Origin of the sequence: Kamptonema sp. UHCC 0994 (assembly GCF_029167235.1) — a bacterium.
In the GTDB taxonomy this organism is placed as follows: Bacteria; Cyanobacteriota; Cyanobacteriia; order Cyanobacteriales; family Microcoleaceae; genus Kamptonema.
The window spans coordinates 1-18,137 of sequence record NZ_JARFTR010000277.1 but is presented as its reverse complement, the minus strand read 5'-3'; the positions used below and the strand labels follow the sequence as shown (position 1 = coordinate 18,137).

Sequence of the window (18,137 nt, the reverse complement as noted above, 5' to 3'; positions counted from 1 at the left end):
AATTGATGTGTCTCCTTGTTCATAGGCTTTAACTATTTTTTGGCGAAACTCGATCAAATAAGGTTTCATTTTTTCTGCGATCGCTACTGAACATAGTGTACCACAGATACATGGAATTTGCTATATAATAATAAACTTCAAGATAATTAAAAACCATGAAAGAATTAGATAATAATTGCAGTGTAAAAATTAACCTACTATTAGACCATGTAAGCTATCAAGCCAAACCAGATAAAGAAGATATTAAACTAATTAACTCTAGGATTGTAAATAATCCTGTAGAGTTGACAATCCAAGAACTAGCCAAAGAGATAACTTACCCTAATGGTAAAACTTTTATACCTAATGTATTTTTTAAAAACAAGAGAAGTAATGAAGGATGGAAGTCTCAACAAATATTTGCTCTTGATTTTGATTCTGGAATAACTTTTAATGCTGCATTAACCAGGCTCAAAGAATATGGTTTAGATTGTACTTTTGCTTATGAGACTTTTAGTAGTTCTATAGAATCTCCTAAATTTAGAAGGAGCTACTATTGCATTACCTAATCATGCTCTAAAAGATGAAATTAAAACTAGATTTAAAAAGACTTGTTTAGCTACACCAGATTTACCTGCTGAACTATCTATTGAAATTAAAAATAGACTAAATTATTACTACTCTATAGGAGCAAATTTAGAAGTTAACAGATATCTCTCTAACCAAGCTAAATCAAGTGGGATTTTAAAAGATTATAGAGAAAATACTTTCTCTTGTTATAACTCTGATGATACTGTATTAACTACCCATCAGAAAGCTTTATTTATTGAGTTTAAACACAAAACTCTTATATTTGATGAAGATCCTCTACAATCTATTCTAAAAATAAATAGCACAACTATAAATGATTTTTATAGATTGATAGGAGAATTAAAAGATACAGATGATGCACAAACCATTGATGCTATAAAAGCTTACTTATCTTACATAGAAAAAAGTTTACTAAACTCACCCATAGATACTAAATTAATTAGTTTTAATAATTATGAATTAATAGAAAACATAGTCCTAAAAAGTAATTCATCCTGGGATGGAAATATATTACAATTCTTTGAGAGTGATTTCTTTGTAGTAGATGCTTATGATAAAGCAACTATCCAGTTTATAAAAAATAATCCATTACAATCAGAGATTTATCAATTTGTGGTCAAGGAGTATACCTAAAAGTACCGAGAAGACAAATTTATTGCCACGATTGTCAAAAATATTCAACTGAAGCTTTAGATTTTTTAGAAACCGGGAGAAATTATACCAAAAGATATGAAGAATATATTTATGAAAGAGTCAAAGAGTTAACAGTAGAACAAGTGAGCTATAATGAACAATTAAGTGCCGAACAAGTGCAAAATATCTTTTCAAGAACCGCTCGCAGAAAAAGAAAGTTTGTGACCGTCGTTAGCGATCTGGATAAAGGGTCATTATTGGAAGTCATAGATTCCCATAAAAGTGATTAAATTATAGAAGAATTAAAGTCTCAACCACAGGCTATGAGAGAGAATGTCAAGGAAGTAAGTGTAGATATGTGGGGCGGTTTTCAGAAAGTTATTAGAGAGGTTTTTCCTAACGCTTTAATTGTAATTGATAGATTTCATGTCATGCAACTGGTAAATAAAGCTTTAAATAAAATGCGATTACTTTTAGATTTAAAAGGGTTAAAAAATCGCTGTTTACTTCTGAAAAATCCCGAAAATTTAACTGATTCAGAAAAATCTGATTTACAACAATTATTAAGTCACTCTCCCTGTTTAAGCATGGCTTATGAATTAAAAAATGAATTGCGAGATATTTATGAAACGAGTACCACAGTTAAAATTGGATTGAGAAGATTAAAAAAATGGTTAGTTTATGCTCGGATTATTTTAGGTCAAGTTGCTGATACCTTAGAAAAGCACATTGAAGAAATTTGTCATTATTTTGTTAATAAAACAACCAGTGGTGTGATGGAGGGAATTAATAACAAGATTAAATTGATTATAGGTATATTATCTACCATTTAATTTACTATTGGTTTCTAATTATCAATAATCTGATTAGTTGAGAATATCTGCATCTGTTGTTTAAAAGGTCAGACTTAGCTCTGGGTTGCCTGATATAGATAAAATATAATTGTTTTTCTTAAGTTATTTAAAAAAATTATCATTGCTTGTGCTGGAGACTACTGAGGGGATTTGGTGAGTCTTTCAGCTACACAACTCAAAGGCATCAGAAATAATAAACAAAGCTTATCTATACAAAAATATTATTTTAACTTACTTATCAGCTAGGTTGACCTGTTATTTTGAGGATAGTCTGGAATGAGTTTGAGAGAAATTTGAGAGAAATTGCCTAGCCAAAGGAACCAGCAATAGTAGTTTCCAAAAACAAAACCCTGTAACCTTAAAGATTACAGAGTTTGTTTAACTAAATGGCGGGAAGTGGATTTGAACCACTGACCTTCGGGTTATGAGCCCGACGAGCTACCAGGCTGCTCTATCCCGCGTCGCTTCGTTGCTTTAATTAATATAACCTAACCTTCTAAAAATTGCAACCCCTAAATCGAAAATAATTTAATTTTTTTTTATCCCCGACTTAGGAATCGCCAAACCCCCCTCACAGCCTGCATTACATTACAGCATCGACAATTCCCCCACCACCTCCAAGCGCTTGAAGTCACTTAAAGTCATATAAGTTTCCGACAAAGTTTCCGCGATCGCAGGACTAATCCAGCCCAACTGCTTCAGCAAATGAATCGCCACCGCATACTTAGCCCGCTTCGCCCCATCCGTAACCTTAATCGCCAAACCCATCCCCTCACCAACCCGGCCAATGCACTGCACCCCTTCCGCACCGGATTTACTCACCACTTCCCCCTCACTCAACCGCATCAATTCCGTATCAAATTTACCCTCGCCAGCCACCATTGCCGGATGATGAGTCATAGCACGGACAATACGCTCCATATCCAAATTGTCACCGGAAGCCAACTGCGCGTACAGAGAAGCCATTTGCCCCAACTGCATAAAATAAGTAGGAGCCCCACAATCATCGCGGGCACTGATAAACTCCTCCGCCGGCATCCCCAGCATCTCCGCAACCTTCGTCAAAATCAACTGTTGTACGGGATGTTTGCGCCGCAAATAAGTTTCCAGCGGCCAATGGCGTTGCTGACACACCGCCAACATCCCCGCGTGTTTCCCAGAACAATTGTATTGCAGAGGGCTAGTTTTCCCTTCTGGAATCGGACACTGGAGTTTCGACGAGTCAACATGAGAGCGCCATAACACATTAAATGCCTGTCGCGCCTGCTCAATAGTGCCTTGGTGAGAACTACAAATAATCGCTAAGTCTCGATCCGTAAGTTCATAACGATCTAAGGTTCCGGTAGTGGTGACAGCCAACGCTTGAAATGGTTTGAGCGCCGAACGGATAAATGTAGCTGTATCCGAGTTGCCAGCAACGGATAGAACGCGGCCCCGATTGTCACAAACAGCAGCCTGGACGCGGTGCGTTGATTCAATTACGCCATCCCGCAACAGTCTGACTTCCAACTCTCGCGCTTGCGTTCGTTTTCCCCTTGTCATATTTAGATTTGTTAGTTGTTAATTGTTAGTTGTTAGTTGTTAATTGTTAGTTGTTAGTTGTTAATTGTTAGCTGTTAGCTAAATGTAGGGTGGGCGATCGCCACAAAAAGACTTATCGCTCATAGCTACAGATGGTTGTCGGCCAGCGCCCACCTTACAACTAACTACTAACCACTAACTACTAACAAAAAATACCAAATTATGCCGCCAGCCAATAGAAACGCAATCAAACCATAAACAGTCTGACGCAATCGTTCCAGAATCGGTTGAACTTGGTAGGTGACAATTAACTGGTCTTGGAGCAAAACTTCAGGAGTTTTAGGCCAGGATTGACAGTCGTACCAGCCAGACTCTTCGTAAACAACAGTAGCATTTGCGAGGCGCGATCGCACGTACAACCAACCTAAATAAAGCCGCAGCAATGCCAATCCTAAGATCAAACTAGCACCAGCCGCACCGCTAAGTATAAACTGAATCGGATGCTTGAGAGGGGCAAAGCTAGACGCAGCAATTGGCCCAGATACCAGCCAACTCCATCCCCACAACCAGGCGAGTTTCGCTAGATAGCTAGGCCACTCTAATGTTACCCAGCTAAAAAACCAAGACTCTTGAAGCTCTTGGTACTCGTTGACTGGTTGCTGTTCGGTCGGAACTGGACAGGTAGAAACTGAAGCATCCCTCATAACTGCTATCCTCTGAGGGCGGCAGAAAAGTGAATGCGTTCGGCATGACCCCAGAATGCTTCTAGATTGTAAAACTCGCGTTCGTGAGGCATTAAGATATGGACGATCGCATCGCCGTAGTCCATCAGTACCCAAGTCCCCTCTCCTTGCCCTTCAATTCGCACGGGCATCCGCTGCCACTCTATTTCAACCTTATGAGCGATCGCTTGGGTAATAGCTCGTACTTGCGCGTTAGAAAACCCCGTAATAATCACAAAGTAGTCTGCCAAGTAAGATACTTCTGATACCTGAAGCAATACAATATTACCCCCTTTGCGGTCTTCTGCTGCCTCGGCAATTGTAAAAGCTAGGGCGCGGCTTTCATCAGAGGAATTGCCTGCGATCGCTGTAACTTTAGTAGAAGAGTATTGGACTTGGGTGTTATTTGTCATCAAATTTTTAACTTCCTAATAGATTTGGTAATTGGTAATCGGTAATTGGTAATTGGTAATCGGTAATTGGTAATTGCTAATTGGTAATTGGTAATTGCTAATTGCTAATTGCTAATTGCTAACCATTAACAACTAACCATCAACAACTAACAACTAACCATCAACAACTAACAACTAACCACTAACAACTAACCACTAACCATCAACAACTAACAACTAACCACTAACCACTAACCATCAACAACTAACAACTAACCACTAACCAACTTTAGACATTTGTAGCGCCCAATTGCGAGTTAGTATGGTACGCGGGTGGATTAAGCAGCGAGTTTCTAGCAAATATTTAAAAGAATAATCACAAGTTTGCCAAACGGCTGCATGAAGATTTTTTTGGCTGAGCGATCGCATTACCTCTAGCTCCGGGCTATTACCCCGGCTCGGCTCTAAAGCATCGGCTACAAACACGATACAACTGAGCTGGCTCATACTAGGTCTTCCTAGAGTATGATTCGCGATCGCCTGCAATATTTCTTCATCTTGCACTCCGAACTCGTCTCTGGCAACAGCCGCGCTAACATTAGCGTGTAGCAGGTGGGGCGCGGCCTCTAATACCGAGTCTAACTCTAAACCTTCTGTCTTAGCCATTTCTAATAAAAGTCTGGGCTTAAAGTATTTAGCCAAATCGTGCATCAAACCTGCCACTTGCGCCTTAGCAGCATCTATGCTATGCAAGATCGCCAACTCAGCGGCCATCTGCTCAACACCAAGAATATGCTCGATCCGAGCCGGTGGAACGCGATCTGCAAGCCAAACTAAAACGCGATCGCGCAGCCCCGATATTGCCAAAGTATCGCCCATAGCCTGCTGATAATATCTTTATAGAACTATAGTAGGAAAGAATAGCTCTAAACTGCTAAGCTTTTTGAATTAACCAAAATTCAATTGCTCAAAACAGGGCGCTCCATTGAATTCTGGTCGCAAGTGCATCTCTCTGGGAAAGACAACCGCAGAAGAAAAACCTTTCTTGCCCAACTCTACCCCAAAGTGTATCTAGGGAGGTTAGGCTAGTGAAGAGTCGGGAAAATACTTGCACTCCAGACAACAGTCGTCTACCTTGTAATTTCTTAACTCAGTTATCAAGCCCAATAGTTTTGCTTGCGTTTTGCAGCCGAGACAAGCGCACATTGCAAGGTTGCGCTTCACTCTAACGCCAGAGATCCTGGGTTTGATGGCTCATGTGCGATTCGTTTAACCTAAAGTGAGCTGAAAGGTTTACGGGACGGTTAGCCCAGTTGATAAAACTGGTGACAACTGGTTACATTTGAAGGTGAACCGCCGTGCGGTAAGTCCTTCCCCGCAAGTGCAGCGGTGAAAGCATGACCCCTAGTTTATTGGGTAGCAACTAATAAACTAAAGCGGGGATAAAAGGCAGAACTACTAGGAGCCAAACCCGGTAACTGTCGAGCAAGAGTCTATGTGTAGCGAAAGCAAAGATGTGTTTGAACCATCGTCACGAATAATGGTGTAATGGCTGAGTCAAGGATAAACCCGTTGAGAAACACGGCAAAAGACTGACAAACACCAAGCCAAAAGGCAAGGTTAGGGCATAAGCGGTTGTAGCCCCGGCTTATAAGCACCGCCCGCAAACCCGGTGGATAACATCACGCTAAAGACTCAAACAAATATGTAATCGGAACGAAGTAACCCAACTAATTATCTCTGGCAAGGTCGATAACCAGTAAGTAGCTAACGAACGGTAATTAGGGGTGGGATTGTATCAAAAGCGAATGCCCTCAGTAACTTGAGGGATATGCAGACAGATACACGGTAATTCCAAGGGAGTAAGACCTAGTAGCAATGTATACATCTAAAACGCAGAACAATCTGACGGTGGAGTGGAAAGACCTGAATTGGCGCAAGCTAGAACGGGTAACTTTTAAGTTGCAAAAGAGAATATTCCAAGCGAGTAAACGTGGAGATGTTAAAGCAGTTCGTAAACTTCAGAAAACCCTGATTCATTCCTGGTCAGCAAAATGTATTGCGGTACGTAAAGTGTCACAAGATAACCAAGGTAAAAATACTGCTGGTGTGGATGGCGTTAAATCGTTAACCCCAAAGCAACGTATTAACTTGGCTAGGCGTTTGAGACTCACGGGCAAGGCAAAAGCCACTCGTAGGGTGATGATTCCAAAACCCGGAAAAGATGAAGAACGACCACTAGGAATACCAACGATTGACGACCGCGTACTACAAGCGCTGGTAAAATTAGCGCTAGAACCGGAGTGGGAGGCAAAATTTGAGCCTAACTCCTACGGTTTCAGACCAGGGCGTTCCTGTCACGATGCGATTGAGGCAATATATGTCGGTATCAATCAAAAGGCTAAGTATGTCTTGGACGCTGATATCGCTAAATGCTACGACCACATAGACCACAAAGCATTACTCTCCAAAATAAACACATACCCCACTCTAAGCCGACAAATTAAAGCATGGCTAAAAGCGGGGTTCTGTGTAGGAAAAGAATTATTCCCTACTAATGAGGGTACACCACAAGGCGGGGTAATTTCTCCCCTACTTGCGAATATTGCCTTACACGGTATGGAAGAAAGAGTTAAACAGTATGCGGAAACACTAAAAGGGGCCAAATGGACTAACCGTCAGGCCCTCAGCCTAATCCGCTATGCTGATGATTTCGTAATCCTCCATGAGGATTTAAACGTAGTCAAGAAATGTCAGGAGATAATCACAGAATGGTTAAGTGATATGGGATTGGAATTAAAACCGAGTAAGACAAAACTAACCCACACCCTCATTGAGATTGAAGGATGGGATTATCAAGGAGCCGTGTGAAGCGAAAGTTTCATGCACGGTTCTGAAGGAGAGGTAGGAGTGGCAACGCTCCTATCGACTCTAACACCTTACCGAGATGTAAACACTTTACCGATAGATCGCCTAAGAAATCTTGCAGGAAAACCCATGTCTAGTATGCAAAACCAATTCACGGTTCACTTCTGGGGCGTTAGAGGCAGCATCGCCTCTCCAGGGGCAGAAACAGTGCGCTACGGCGGTAATACACCCTGTGTAGAAATGCGCGTGGGGACTCACCGCCTGATTTTTGACGGCGGTACGGGATTGCGGGTTCTGGGGCAAAGTCTCCTGTCCCAAATGCCTGTAGAAGCTTATATGTTCTTCACTCACTCCCATTGGGATCACATCCAGGGGTTTCCGTTTTTCGTCCCTGCTTTTGTCAAATGCAATTCTTTTCGCATTCACGGAGCTATAGCTCCCAATGGGGCTACTATTCAGCAGCGGCTTAATGACCAAATGCTTCACCCCAATTTTCCCGTACCGTTGCAAATTATGGGGGCTGACCTCAAGTTCAACGATATCGAAATTGGCCAGCCAGTAGAAATCGGCGATATTAAAGTCGAAAATGCTCTGTTAAACCATCCTGGGGAAGCTGTTGGCTACCGCGTTAACTGGCAAGGATATGCAGTAGCTTATGTCACGGATACAGAACATTTTCCCGATCGCTTGGATGAAAATGTGTTGTTCCTGGCCCGCAATGCTGACGTGCTAATCTACGACGCTACTTATACGGATGAAGAATATTACTCCGAGAAGTCTCCAAAAGTCGGCTGGGGACACTCGACTTGGCAAGAAGCAGTGAAGGTTGCTAAGGCCGCAAATGTCAAAAAGCTGGTGATTTTCCACCACGATCCTTTACATAATGACGATTTTCTCGATCGCATCGGAGAGCAAGTTGCTCAAAAGTTCCCTGATAGCCTAATGGCACGAGAAGGTTTGTCTATCCAGTTAGTGCCTCCAACTAATGGTGCTGTTGAGGAGTCTGTACAATCGGAAGTTAAGGTATCTGCATAGCGGATTTTAAATTTTAAATCGGGTGTCACAGCCAAAATCCGCTGCTCAAAAATCTAAATTCAGCAAGGGCGATCGCGCAACGGCTAAATGTGTCAAAATGTTAAGCGTGTGGGTAACTTATTCTTCTGCCGCTGCTTTGACTCCGACTGCCGTTGCCTTGGGAAATTTTGACGGTTTACATCTGGGACACCAACAAGTTGTGCTGCCCATTTTAAATCGAGCTGAAATCCTCGCTCCTCTGGTTATTCCCCCACGAGGGTCAGAGGGACGATCTAGCCATGACCTAGATGTTGCCTTAGCGCCGATTTTAGAGCTGGCTGAGCCCTTTTATCGAAGGCTTGATGATGATAATTTAGGTATTTCACCCTCCATAGTTGAAATCAACAACAAAGGCTACAAATCCAATCTACTAGAACCAGCTTGTGCAACGGTGGTAACATTCAGCCCCCACCCACAAGAGTTTTTTAGCGGTCAACCGAGAAAAATGTTAACGCCGCTAAAAGAAAAATTAGCCCTACTCAAGTCAATGGGTGTGGAAAAATTGGTATTGTTGCCCTTTGATAGAGAGTTGGCTGCATTGACTCCAAAACAGTTTGTTGAAGAAATTTTAGTGCGGCAATTGCAAGCAACACGAATTAGTGTAGGATTGGATTTTCGCTTCGGGCGAGGACGAGCCGGGACAGCTACAGATTTGGCCGCGATCGCTGCAAATTACGGCATTGACACTACTCTAGTACCACTTTACACTTACGCAGGAGAAAGGATCAGCAGTTCTGCAATCCGCGAAGCTCTCCAAAATGGCAATCTCCTGAAAGCAAACCAATTATTAGGTCGCCCTTATAGTTTGTGTGGAGTAGTTGTTGAGGGTCAAAAAATTGGCAGAACTATTGGATTTCCGACTGCTAACCTTCTGTCACCCCCAGAAAAGTTTTTGCCCCGTTTTGGCGTGTACGCCGTGCGAGTTGTTATCGAAGAAGAAACGGAGGAAGAGTTTTCAGGAAAAGGAGAATTTAAGCTCAGACCTGAGACAATGAACCTAATGCCTAAAAGTTTCCATCCTCCAGTATTAGGGGTGATGAATATTGGCTGCCGTCCTACTGTGGAAGGTGTTAGTCCGACTGTGGAAGTTCACCTGTTAGATTATTCAGGGGATTTGTATGGCAAAACTTTAAATGTAAGCCTGGAAAATTTTTTGAGGCCTGAACAAAAGTTTCCTTCTCTGGAAGCCCTAAAGGCTCAAATTCAGTCAGACTGTGCATTTGCCAGAAAGTTGCTGTATAGTAACCAACAAGGTGATTAAGAGGTTTTGAATTGCTTAGGACTTACGCAAAAATACCCGTAACGCCGCCATCTTGGCGGTTCTTTTACCGCCAAGATGGCGGCGTTACGTAAGGCCTGCTTAACTCCTATTCCTGAAACCTTGACTGAAAATTGCCTATTCCTTCTTCCTTATCTTCCCTTCTTCCCTTCTTCCCCTAACCTCTAGCCCCTATAATCATTTGCAGTCTAGGGTGCATAAGTTTAGATGAATGAGCAATAAAAATTAGCAATTAGCAATTAGCAATTATGAAAGATCGTATTGAACGGCTCAAGCAAAATCTGAGTCAAACTATTGTCGGTAAAGCGGATAGTATTCGGTTAGTATTGGTGGCGATGCTTTCCGGGGGTCATGCTTTGTTAGAAGATGTTCCCGGTGTCGGTAAAACTCTATTAGCTAAGTCTTTGGCGCGATCGATTGCTGGCAAGTTTCAGCGCATTCAGTGTACTCCAGATTTATTGCCGACGGATATAACTGGGACTAATATTTGGAATCCTCGCAGCGGGGAGTTTGAATTTTTGCCGGGGCCGGTATTTGCAAACGTGCTGTTAGCGGATGAAATTAACCGCGCTACGCCACGAACCCAGTCTGCTTTGCTAGAAGTGATGGAAGAGCGGCAGGTAACGGTAGATGGAGTTTCTCGCGCTGTTCCTAGCCCGTTTTTTGTAATTGCTACTCAGAACCCGATTGAGTATCAAGGGACTTTTCCTCTGCCAGAGGCGCAGATGGATCGGTTTATGCTGTCTTTGACTTTGGGCTATCCTTCAGGAGGGGAAGAGTTGCAAATGCTACAACGGCTTTCTGATGCTGTTGCGGTTGAGGAGTTACAACCTTGTCTTGGCTTGGATGAAATTCTAGAGTTACGCCGCTTATGCGCGAGTGTGAAGGTTGAGGATTCGTTGAAGGAGTATATTGTCAATTTGGTGCGATCGACGCGGGAAGATGAGGAAATTACTTTAGGTGTGAGTCCTCGCGGTGCTGTGGCTTTGCATCGGGCGGTACAAGCTTTGGCGTTTCTATCGGGACGGGACTATGTTATTCCTGACGATGTGAAGGAACTCGCGCCCCACGTACTTTCTCATCGCTTGATTCCGGCAGGTGGGCGGCGTTCTAAGACTATTATCGATCGCCTTTTACACTCTGTGCCAATTCCTTAGATGATAACAGTTTTGAATTCGATCTGAAATATAACCTTTTGTAGGGTGGGCAATGCTCACCTTACTTGTCTGTTGAGCGTAATTCAAATGTTTAGTTTATCAAAAGTATTACCAAGCTCGATATACCATTCCTTGAACTGTTCAAGCATCATCGACTCCTTGGCGGAACGGTAACAACTCAGCCTGAATTGTTCCATCGGGTAATACTGTAACGCCTGTAAAGAGATAGCCATTGCTAAGCAGAGGGAAACCTTTACAGGCATTCCTAACAGTTATATGAAAATTTCCCTGCTCACATAGTAAAGATGTAGCGGAGAAATACAATTATTTAGGACAACAATATAAGCGCTGGCAGTGGCCGTTATCCAGCCATTGCCACCATTTATACAAGCCGTACACTTTCAGGGGTGATGAGGAAAGTTTTAGATGATGAAGCTTAGACCGCTTCTTCTTCTTCTCGATCGATTTGCCGCAGGTGAATATGCTTACGTCCCAAAGAGATTTCAAATTCATCTCCAGGTTGAAGTTCCATCTGTTTGGTATAAGCTGCGCCAATCAGTAAGTTACCGTTAGACTGAACGCTGATTCGATAGCTAGCAGAACGTCCACCACGTCCATTACCGTTTTGCTTGCCGTCAAGCTGGATACCCTCTGCATCAATGAGAGCATTGAGGAACTTCATCATGTTAACCCGTTCTACGCCATTTTTGGTAACGGTGTAGTAACCACAGGCTCTCGCCTTTTCTTCCTTAGTAAGGTTCTCTAGCTCTTTAACTTTCTTGATGAGAGCTTCGCCTTCTAGGGGCTCGATACTTTTCTTTTTAGCCATCTTCTGTTCCGAAATAGTCAACTACAGGTGTACGATTTTTTTCTTGGCTTACTTTTGCTATGACCAAGAAACTTTAGCTTTATAGCTGGTCGTAAAACTATATTACACTGATTTGCTAAATAGTTAACCACTTGATTAAAAATATTTTAGATAAATCGAGTCTTTCTTAAGGAGTAGCTGCCGAGTGGAAGCAATCTCTCAACTGGAGCATCCCAGTTTTGTAGAGGGGAAGCATTCTGGCAGATAAGTTATTGGAAAGATTGCACGAGATTTACTGCCGGAATGCTTCTGAGTGCAAGATATATTTACTCTGTAGCGTAAGCTATGAGCTATCAGCTAGCTAAATATTTGCCCCAGATCTGACTGTCGATGAAGTTAACCACTCGCGGACACTATAGTGTAAAGGCGTTACTCGATCTGAGCTCACAACCTGGTTATGGGCCGGCTTCTGTAAAAGCGATCGCAAGCCGACAAGAGTTGCCTGCACCTTATCTAGAAAAGTTGTTGATTGAGATGCGGCGTTCTGGTTTAGTTCTATCAGTTCGTGGCACTCAAGGAGGATATCAATTGGCAAGACGACCTGCTTCGATCTCTCTCGGACAAATCTTAGAGGCTGTAGGTGAAACAATTGAACCTTTGGCCGGTCATTCCCCAGATGGTACGCTTGCAGAGGATTGGGTGACATTCTCTCTGTGGAACCGTTTGCACAAAAAAATTACCGAAGCTCTTTACAGTATTTCGCTTGAAGACTTATACTATGACGTTCGCAGTTGGCAAGCGGCGCAAGGGGAAGAAACGAGCTTTATCATTTAAGCGATCGCTTATAAAAAGGGTTAAAGATTCTTAATACCGGCAATGAAGATTGAGGACAAATTTATTGATGTTGGTGTCTGATGCTGTGCCTGCTGCTGTTTTACTTCTGGCTGCTATCTTGGATTATTTGATTGGCGATCCTTGGGGTTGGCCGCACCCGGTACGGGTGATGGGTTGGCTAATCGATCGCTACACTCAAGTTGTCTTTAATATATGGAATAATCCCACAGATAAGATGTCTGTGCGGTCGCTACGGTTGGTAGGTTCAATAGGTGCGATCGCCCTGGTTATTGGTAGCGGATATTTGGTTTGGTTGGCGGTGCAAGTTGCTAACTGGGTTGACCCTATTTTGGCGATCGCACTAGAAAGTATCCTTTTAGCAAGCTGTTTTGCTGGTAGAAGTTTGAGAGCAGCCGCTGAAGACGTGCTACATCCTTTAAATAGTGGAGATTTAGTCAAGGCGCGGGAAAGGTTAAGCTTTTATGTGGGCAGGGATACAGAAAATTTATCTGGGTCGGAAATTCTGCGGGCGGTACTAGAAACTGTAACGGAAAATGCTGTCGATGGAGTGATGGCTCCGCTATTTTATGGGGTGGTTGGGGTTGTTGCAAGTCAGATATTATTATCTGTTAGCGGTGGGATGTTTTCTGCTGATGGAGGGTGGCTCTGTTTGGGGGTTTCTTTTGCGATCGCCTATAAAGCAGCGAGCACATTAGACTCGATGGTGGGCTATAAAGAAGCGCCTTATACTGATTTAGGGTGGTTCAGTGCCAAACTTGATGATGTGCTGACCTGGCTACCTTGTCGGTTAACTGTAATTACTTTAGCTTTGATCTCTGGCAAGCCTTGCTATATTTGGCGGATATGTCAAAGAGATGCCATTAAAGATGCTAGTCCTAACTCTGGTTGGAGTGAATGTGCTTATGCGGCAACTTTGGGAGTGCAGGTGGGAGGTACTAATTCCTATCGAGGGATGCTCAAAGATAAGCCGTTTTTAGGTGAACCGATTCATCCAATTACGCCGGAAAAAATCAATCAAGCTTTACAATTGACCAGATATTGCTTTCTGATCTGGTTGGGATTATCATTTTTGCTTTATACTTTCTTTTTTGTGTTTTGACTGCTGGCCAGTTTTGCACTCAATAGCCAACTCCCAGTAAACAATGACTAAAATCGTTGAAATTTTATCGTCGGAAGAACTGCGTCGTACTGTCACCCGCCTAGCTTCCCAAATTGTTGAAAAGTCTGGCAATCCCAGAGATTTGGCATTGTTAGGAATTTATACTAGAGGTGTTGCTCTAGCGCAGATGTTGGCGAATCAGATTGAGGTGCTTGAACAAGTGCAGGTGCTTGTGGGAGCTCTGGATATTACTTTTTACCGGGATGACTTGGATCAGATTGCAATCCGAACCCCGGCCAAAACTGAGATTCCTTTCGATCTCAGTGGCAAAATTGTGGTGTTGGTTGATGACGTTATATATAAAGGTAGGACGATTCGAGCGGCTTTGAATGCTGTTAATGAGTACGGTCGGCCGGAAACAATTTGGTTAGCGGTGTTGGTCGATCGCGGTCATCGGGAGTTACCGATTCACCCTGATTTTACAGGTAAAAAGTTGCCGACTGCTAAGGAGGAACAGGTGAAGGTTTATGTTCAAGATGTGGATGGTCGCGATGGAGTGGAATTGATTAAGGGTTAATTTGTAACGCCGCCCTCTGGGCGGTTTATTTACCGCCCGGAGGGCGGCGTTACGAAGGGTGATGTTAACTGTTAAAGAGCGATCGATCGCACCCAGGAACCGATCAAAGCGTTTACCTGTTCTGGTACTTCGTCGTGGGGACAGTGACCGGCACGGATAAAATGTTCTGTTAACTGAGGATAATGTTGGCGAAACTTGGCGCTTCTTTCTGCTGCATTCATCCAAGGGTCAGCTTCTCCCCATAGCATTAGTAAGGGACAGCTCATTTGACTGAGCAATACATCTATTTTTTCCCCTTGGGGTGTCCTAAAGACAGAAGCAAATACTTTGACTGCGCCGCGATCGCAGGAAGGAAGATAAATCTCTTCAACTAACCGATCTGTGACTGCACTTTGGTCGAGATAAACTTTTTCTAGGGTTTTCCGAATTACCGATCGCTGCCTAATATACTGAAATAATAGAAAACTCGCCCAATCTTGTTGAAATAAGACCTTAGCTACGGAGGAAAAGGCTGTTTGTAACAGAGGTGCGTCGGGAGCAGGTTGTGGTTCGCTAAACGGCCCCGCACTGTTAATTAAAACCAATCCTGCGGCTGAGGCTGGACGTTGAGCGGCGACACACAAAGCTGCATAACCTCCTAGGGAGTTCCCAGCTAATACTACTGGTTGACCGATAACATTAGTGATGAAATCATCAAGTTGGTCGCGCCAAAGATCGCCGCTATACTGCCATTCTGGTTTAGCTGAACGCCCAAATCCTAAAAGGTCGATCGCCCAAACTTCAAAATCCTTGCTCAGTTCGGTGATGTTTTTCCGCCAGTGGTCGCAAGATGCGCCAAACCCGTGAATTAATAGTAGCGGAGGGCGTTGGGGCTGCGTTTCTCCGGCACGCACGTAGTAGATTGACTGTCCCCGCCACTGCCAGTGAGTGCCAGGTATAGATGTTGTGGTGATGGCTGGGGTTGCCTGCATGATGTAAAGATTTAATAATTTATTTTAACTATTGTATCGGAAAATTAGGAGGGGGATGGCGATCGCCCAAGGTTCAGTCTGGTGAAGAATATTTTCCGAAACTATTCACTTTTGTTAAGTATTTTGATAATCTAGGAATATAAGTAGAATTGCAATGTTCAGTTAAGTGGGCATATTCAATAGTAGGGGAGCCAACTATGCAGGGCGTGAATGTTATCCACCTGACAGTTAGGGAGTTTTCTGAGTGATTGCTTTATCTCCGCGTCCCGTAGGGCGCAAGTGGGTTACGGTTAGATTCGCTTCTACCCTCTACCTTTGTCCTATTTTGGATCTGCTTTTAGCAGAGGTTCCGACTCCGTGGAAAGCGGAACTCCGGTTAGGGCTTCAAGAAGCTTTGGTGAATGCTGCTAAGCATGGGAACAAATTAGATCCCAGCAAAACAGTTGCAGTACGTTTTTCCTTTATGCCAAATCAATTGTTGTGGGTGATATCAGATGAGGGCTCAGGCTTTTGCGCCCCTTGTGAGTGTAGTATCCCCCCATCTATGTGCGATCCACATACAGATAACTGTCCCCCCCCCCATGTTGAACAAGAATGTGGGAGGGGGTTATTTATTCTTTATCAAATTTTCGATCGGGTGGAGTGGAACTCTCAGGGTACAGAGTTAACTCTGTGCAAAGAAGTTGACCACCGTTCTCGGTTGCCTTATGTGCGTTAGTTTAATCAATTTTGAGTTGTAGGGGTGGTGTCCCCGTGCCAGCCCTTTGAGTTAATAAAGAAGTTTATTAGCTCAAAGCTGAAGGTGAGCGATCGCCTACTTTTATACTCCTACAATCTCACAATTCGGAACTATTTACCATGTCCGTGAGTGGGACAAGGGGGAGCAGAGATTGACTTATCTAACCAGCCTACTGCTTGACTGAGGCGGGGTAGAGCTTCGTCTGCTTGGTTTTTGAGCAAAAATACTAAGGCGGCGGCGGCTTGTTCGCTGGCGCGGGCTGGGCGGTTAGCTTTGAGTCTGTGCCAATCTTTTTCGGAGATGGCTAGGCGCTGGGCTAGTGCTTGGGCGAGTTCGATTGTGCTAAGTTCGTTGAGGTTAACGTTTTGGGTTGATTGGGTAGTTTTTAGCATAGTTAATAGGGAGATAGTTTGGTTTATATCGCCGATCGGGATTTAAAATTAATTCACTTAAGCTTTTTAGTATAACGCAGAGACAGAGTAATAAGTAATTTGCCGATATTTTTTCTTAATTATTGTCAGGGTATTAAGGATGAAAACTTCTCAAGAGTCGTCGGGTGATAGTGAAGCAGAATTTGAACAAGCATTGCAGGAAGTGGAAAGAGTGCTTGCGGATATTAAGGAACGTTACGAACAGGTGAAGCGCGATCGCGATCGACAAGTTGAACTGGGACATCGACGGGAAGATATTCGTCAGCAGCAACGTCGAAATCCTTTACCTGAGTTTAAGGCAGAATTGCGACAAATTCAGCAGGAATTGGAAAGTATAGAGCTTAATTTGGAAAGTAGTCTATTTAGTTGGGGAAGTTTGAAACAACCATTTTGGCAAGCTGTGCGGTTTGGGGGAGTGGGAATTATTATTGGTTGGATGTTGAAGTCTTTGGTGGGGTAGGTGCGATCGTATTGGTGTCAACTTAAGCTGAAACCCGCCAGGGGTTAAAACCCCTGTCTAATAACTAAAGTCCTCTGAAGAGGACTAATTAAATTTCAAAGTCTTCTTAGTCCTCTTCAGAGGACTTGATCTTTGAGACAGGGGTTTTAACCCCTGATGGACTAAGGGTTTGACGTTAAGTTGACACCAATGGTGCGATCGCACCCCAGAGGCCAAGAGTTTGAGTTTGCTATTCTCCATTTGTCGATGTACCACATTATTTGTCTGTAGTGATACATTAGACTTATTGGGTAATTCGGATAACTATCAAGGTAATAACATAGTATGCAAAGTCAGAATAGGGATAAGCAACTTTTGTCAGAAATAAAAGACGGAGGAAAAGGTGTGATAATAGTTCAGGAAACTAGGAAAGAATTGGCGATCGCTGATTTGGGATGGTCGGAAGAAGAGACTAAAGAGACTTACTATCGGTTGCTAAGTTTTAAAGAAGATTGGGAAGCACCAGGGATGGAAGCTTACGATGAGTTATAAGCGTGGTGATGTTATTTTGGTGCGGTTTCCTAATTCGGATTTTAAGACTTTCAAAAAGCGTCCAGTTTTGGTGGTTCAAGCTGATGACGTGGAAACACGATTACGCCAAAGACTTGTAGCAGTGATTACCTCTAATTTGAATAGAACAGGATCAACGCGAGTCTTAATTGTGAAAGATAGTCCTGAAGGTCAACAAATGGGATTAGTAGCAGATTCGGTGGTGGTAGGTGATAATTTAGCTACAGTGTTGGATCGGGAAGTGGATAGAGTAATTGGTACTTGTCCGGTGATGGATCGAGTAGATGCTGCTTTGAGGATAGCTTTGGGATTGTGAAGTTAGAGGTAAGGTTGAAGGCTCCTTTTTGACAGGCTGTACGGTTTGGGGGGATTGGGAATTGCGATCTGGTGGATGTTGAAGTCTTTGGTGGGGTAGGTGCGATCGCATCGATCGACTAGACTAGAATCAATATAGGCTCTTTCGGCATCCTGTGGTAAAATGTATCAGATACTACATTTTACTAGGTTGCGACCAATGGATCTTCACTTAGATATTTTATTAAATTTACCGAATGTAAGTGTTTTTACTTGTTATGATC

General features: G+C 43.2%; 21 protein-coding genes, 1 tRNA gene and 1 pseudogene. 14 read left to right on the top strand and 9 right to left on the bottom strand.

The features are described from left to right. Positions 1-155: 155 nt before the first annotated feature. The 3 genes from PY364_RS24685 (at position 156) to PY364_RS24675 (ending at position 2,036) form a co-directional block, all read left to right on the top strand. Complete coding sequence (locus PY364_RS24685; RefSeq protein WP_275570348.1) at positions 156-548, top strand: hypothetical protein; 393 nt, start codon at positions 156-158, stop codon at positions 546-548. Between the two features lie 349 nt (positions 549-897). Further along, entirely contained in the window at positions 898-1,203 is a 306-nt protein-coding gene (locus PY364_RS24680) for a hypothetical protein (protein ID WP_275570347.1), read from the top strand. Positions 1,204-1,493: 290 nt separating this feature from the next. Then, entirely contained in the window at positions 1,494-2,036 is a 543-nt protein-coding gene (locus tag PY364_RS24675) for a transposase (RefSeq protein WP_343278777.1), read from the top strand. A gap of 408 nt (positions 2,037-2,444) precedes the next feature. Here PY364_RS24675 and PY364_RS24670 read toward each other — a convergent pair. From PY364_RS24670 to yqeK, 6 genes are all read right to left on the bottom strand, one after another. Further along, a tRNA-Met gene (locus PY364_RS24670) sits at positions 2,445-2,518 on the bottom strand. A 127-nt stretch (positions 2,519-2,645) separates the two neighbouring features. Next, positions 2,646-3,599 (bottom strand): asparaginase, encoded by a 954-nt coding sequence (locus PY364_RS24665; RefSeq protein WP_275570346.1) that lies wholly within the window; start codon positions 3,597-3,599, stop codon positions 2,646-2,648. A 167-nt stretch (positions 3,600-3,766) separates the two neighbouring features. Then, a complete protein-coding gene (locus PY364_RS24660) occupies positions 3,767-4,282 on the bottom strand; it encodes a CGLD27 family protein (protein WP_275570345.1) in 516 nt (171 codons plus the stop codon). A gap of 5 nt (positions 4,283-4,287) precedes the next feature. Then, a complete protein-coding gene (gene rsfS, locus PY364_RS24655; RefSeq protein WP_275570344.1) occupies positions 4,288-4,713 on the bottom strand; it encodes a ribosome silencing factor in 426 nt (141 codons plus the stop codon). A 15-nt stretch (positions 4,714-4,728) separates the two neighbouring features. Further along, positions 4,729-4,773 (bottom strand): hypothetical protein, encoded by a 45-nt coding sequence (locus PY364_RS28855; protein ID WP_343278775.1) that lies wholly within the window; start codon positions 4,771-4,773, stop codon positions 4,729-4,731. 198 nt (positions 4,774-4,971) lie between these two features. Next, positions 4,972-5,571 (bottom strand): bis(5'-nucleosyl)-tetraphosphatase (symmetrical) YqeK, encoded by a 600-nt coding sequence (gene yqeK / locus PY364_RS24650; RefSeq protein ID WP_275570343.1) that lies wholly within the window; start codon positions 5,569-5,571, stop codon positions 4,972-4,974. Positions 5,572-6,570: 999 nt separating this feature from the next. Between yqeK and PY364_RS24645 the strand changes: the two are divergent. From PY364_RS24645 to PY364_RS24630, 4 genes and pseudogenes are all read left to right on the top strand, one after another. After that, positions 6,571-7,554: pseudogene (locus PY364_RS24645) on the top strand (reverse transcriptase domain-containing protein); the annotation flags it as partial. 135 nt (positions 7,555-7,689) lie between these two features. Next, entirely contained in the window at positions 7,690-8,595 is a 906-nt protein-coding gene (locus PY364_RS24640; RefSeq protein ID WP_275570350.1) for an MBL fold metallo-hydrolase, read from the top strand. Between the two features lie 106 nt (positions 8,596-8,701). Further along, on the top strand, positions 8,702-9,895 hold the full coding sequence (locus PY364_RS24635; protein WP_275570349.1) for a bifunctional riboflavin kinase/FAD synthetase: 1,194 nt from the start codon (positions 8,702-8,704) through the stop codon (positions 9,893-9,895). Between the two features lie 266 nt (positions 9,896-10,161). Beyond that, positions 10,162-11,070 carry a MoxR family ATPase gene (locus PY364_RS24630; protein WP_275570342.1) on the top strand — a complete coding sequence of 303 codons (909 nt, stop codon included), beginning with the start codon at positions 10,162-10,164 and terminating at the stop codon, positions 11,068-11,070. A gap of 436 nt (positions 11,071-11,506) precedes the next feature. On the opposite strand, the gene PY364_RS24625 is transcribed toward PY364_RS24630, so the two are convergent. Then, on the bottom strand, positions 11,507-11,899 hold the full coding sequence (locus PY364_RS24625; protein WP_007354722.1) for an AbrB family transcriptional regulator: 393 nt from the start codon (positions 11,897-11,899) through the stop codon (positions 11,507-11,509). A gap of 369 nt (positions 11,900-12,268) precedes the next feature. Here PY364_RS24625 and PY364_RS24620 point away from each other — a divergent pair, with 369 nt between their 5' ends. The 3 genes from PY364_RS24620 to pyrR all read left to right on the top strand — a co-directional run bounded on the left by PY364_RS24620 (position 12,269) and on the right by pyrR (position 14,409). Beyond that, entirely contained in the window at positions 12,269-12,712 is a 444-nt protein-coding gene (locus tag PY364_RS24620; RefSeq protein WP_275570341.1) for an Rrf2 family transcriptional regulator, read from the top strand. Between the two features lie 67 nt (positions 12,713-12,779). After that, positions 12,780-13,832, top strand: a complete 1,053-nt coding sequence (cbiB, locus tag PY364_RS24615; protein WP_275570340.1) for an adenosylcobinamide-phosphate synthase CbiB — start codon at positions 12,780-12,782, stop codon at positions 13,830-13,832. A gap of 43 nt (positions 13,833-13,875) precedes the next feature. Continuing rightward, positions 13,876-14,409, top strand: a complete 534-nt coding sequence (gene pyrR, locus PY364_RS24610) for a bifunctional pyr operon transcriptional regulator/uracil phosphoribosyltransferase PyrR (RefSeq protein WP_275570339.1) — start codon at positions 13,876-13,878, stop codon at positions 14,407-14,409. Positions 14,410-14,480: 71 nt separating this feature from the next. Here pyrR and PY364_RS24605 read toward each other — a convergent pair whose 3' ends face one another. Continuing rightward, entirely contained in the window at positions 14,481-15,380 is a 900-nt protein-coding gene (locus PY364_RS24605; protein ID WP_275570338.1) for an alpha/beta fold hydrolase, read from the bottom strand. Positions 15,381-15,624: 244 nt separating this feature from the next. Between PY364_RS24605 and PY364_RS24600 the strand changes: the two genes are divergently transcribed. Beyond that, positions 15,625-16,098: an anti-sigma regulatory factor gene (locus PY364_RS24600; RefSeq protein WP_275570337.1), complete on the top strand. Its 474-nt coding sequence runs from the start codon at positions 15,625-15,627 to the stop codon at positions 16,096-16,098. A 131-nt stretch (positions 16,099-16,229) separates the two neighbouring features. Here PY364_RS24600 and PY364_RS24595 read toward each other — a convergent pair whose 3' ends face one another. Next, a complete protein-coding gene (locus tag PY364_RS24595; protein WP_275570336.1) occupies positions 16,230-16,511 on the bottom strand; it encodes a DUF6439 family protein in 282 nt (93 codons plus the stop codon). A gap of 139 nt (positions 16,512-16,650) precedes the next feature. On the opposite strand from PY364_RS24595, the gene PY364_RS24590 reads away from it, so the two are divergent. The 3 genes from PY364_RS24590 (at position 16,651) to PY364_RS24580 (ending at position 17,875) form a co-directional block, all read left to right on the top strand. After that, positions 16,651-17,010 (top strand): DUF2203 domain-containing protein, encoded by a 360-nt coding sequence (locus tag PY364_RS24590; RefSeq protein WP_275570335.1) that lies wholly within the window; start codon positions 16,651-16,653, stop codon positions 17,008-17,010. Between the two features lie 324 nt (positions 17,011-17,334). Further along, positions 17,335-17,541 (top strand): hypothetical protein, encoded by a 207-nt coding sequence (locus tag PY364_RS24585; RefSeq protein WP_275570334.1) that lies wholly within the window; start codon positions 17,335-17,337, stop codon positions 17,539-17,541. After that, positions 17,531-17,875: a type II toxin-antitoxin system PemK/MazF family toxin gene (locus tag PY364_RS24580; protein ID WP_275570333.1), complete on the top strand. Its 345-nt coding sequence runs from the start codon at positions 17,531-17,533 to the stop codon at positions 17,873-17,875. The genes PY364_RS24585 and PY364_RS24580 overlap by 11 nt, the downstream gene beginning before the upstream one ends. Positions 17,876-18,137 lie beyond the last annotated feature (262 nt).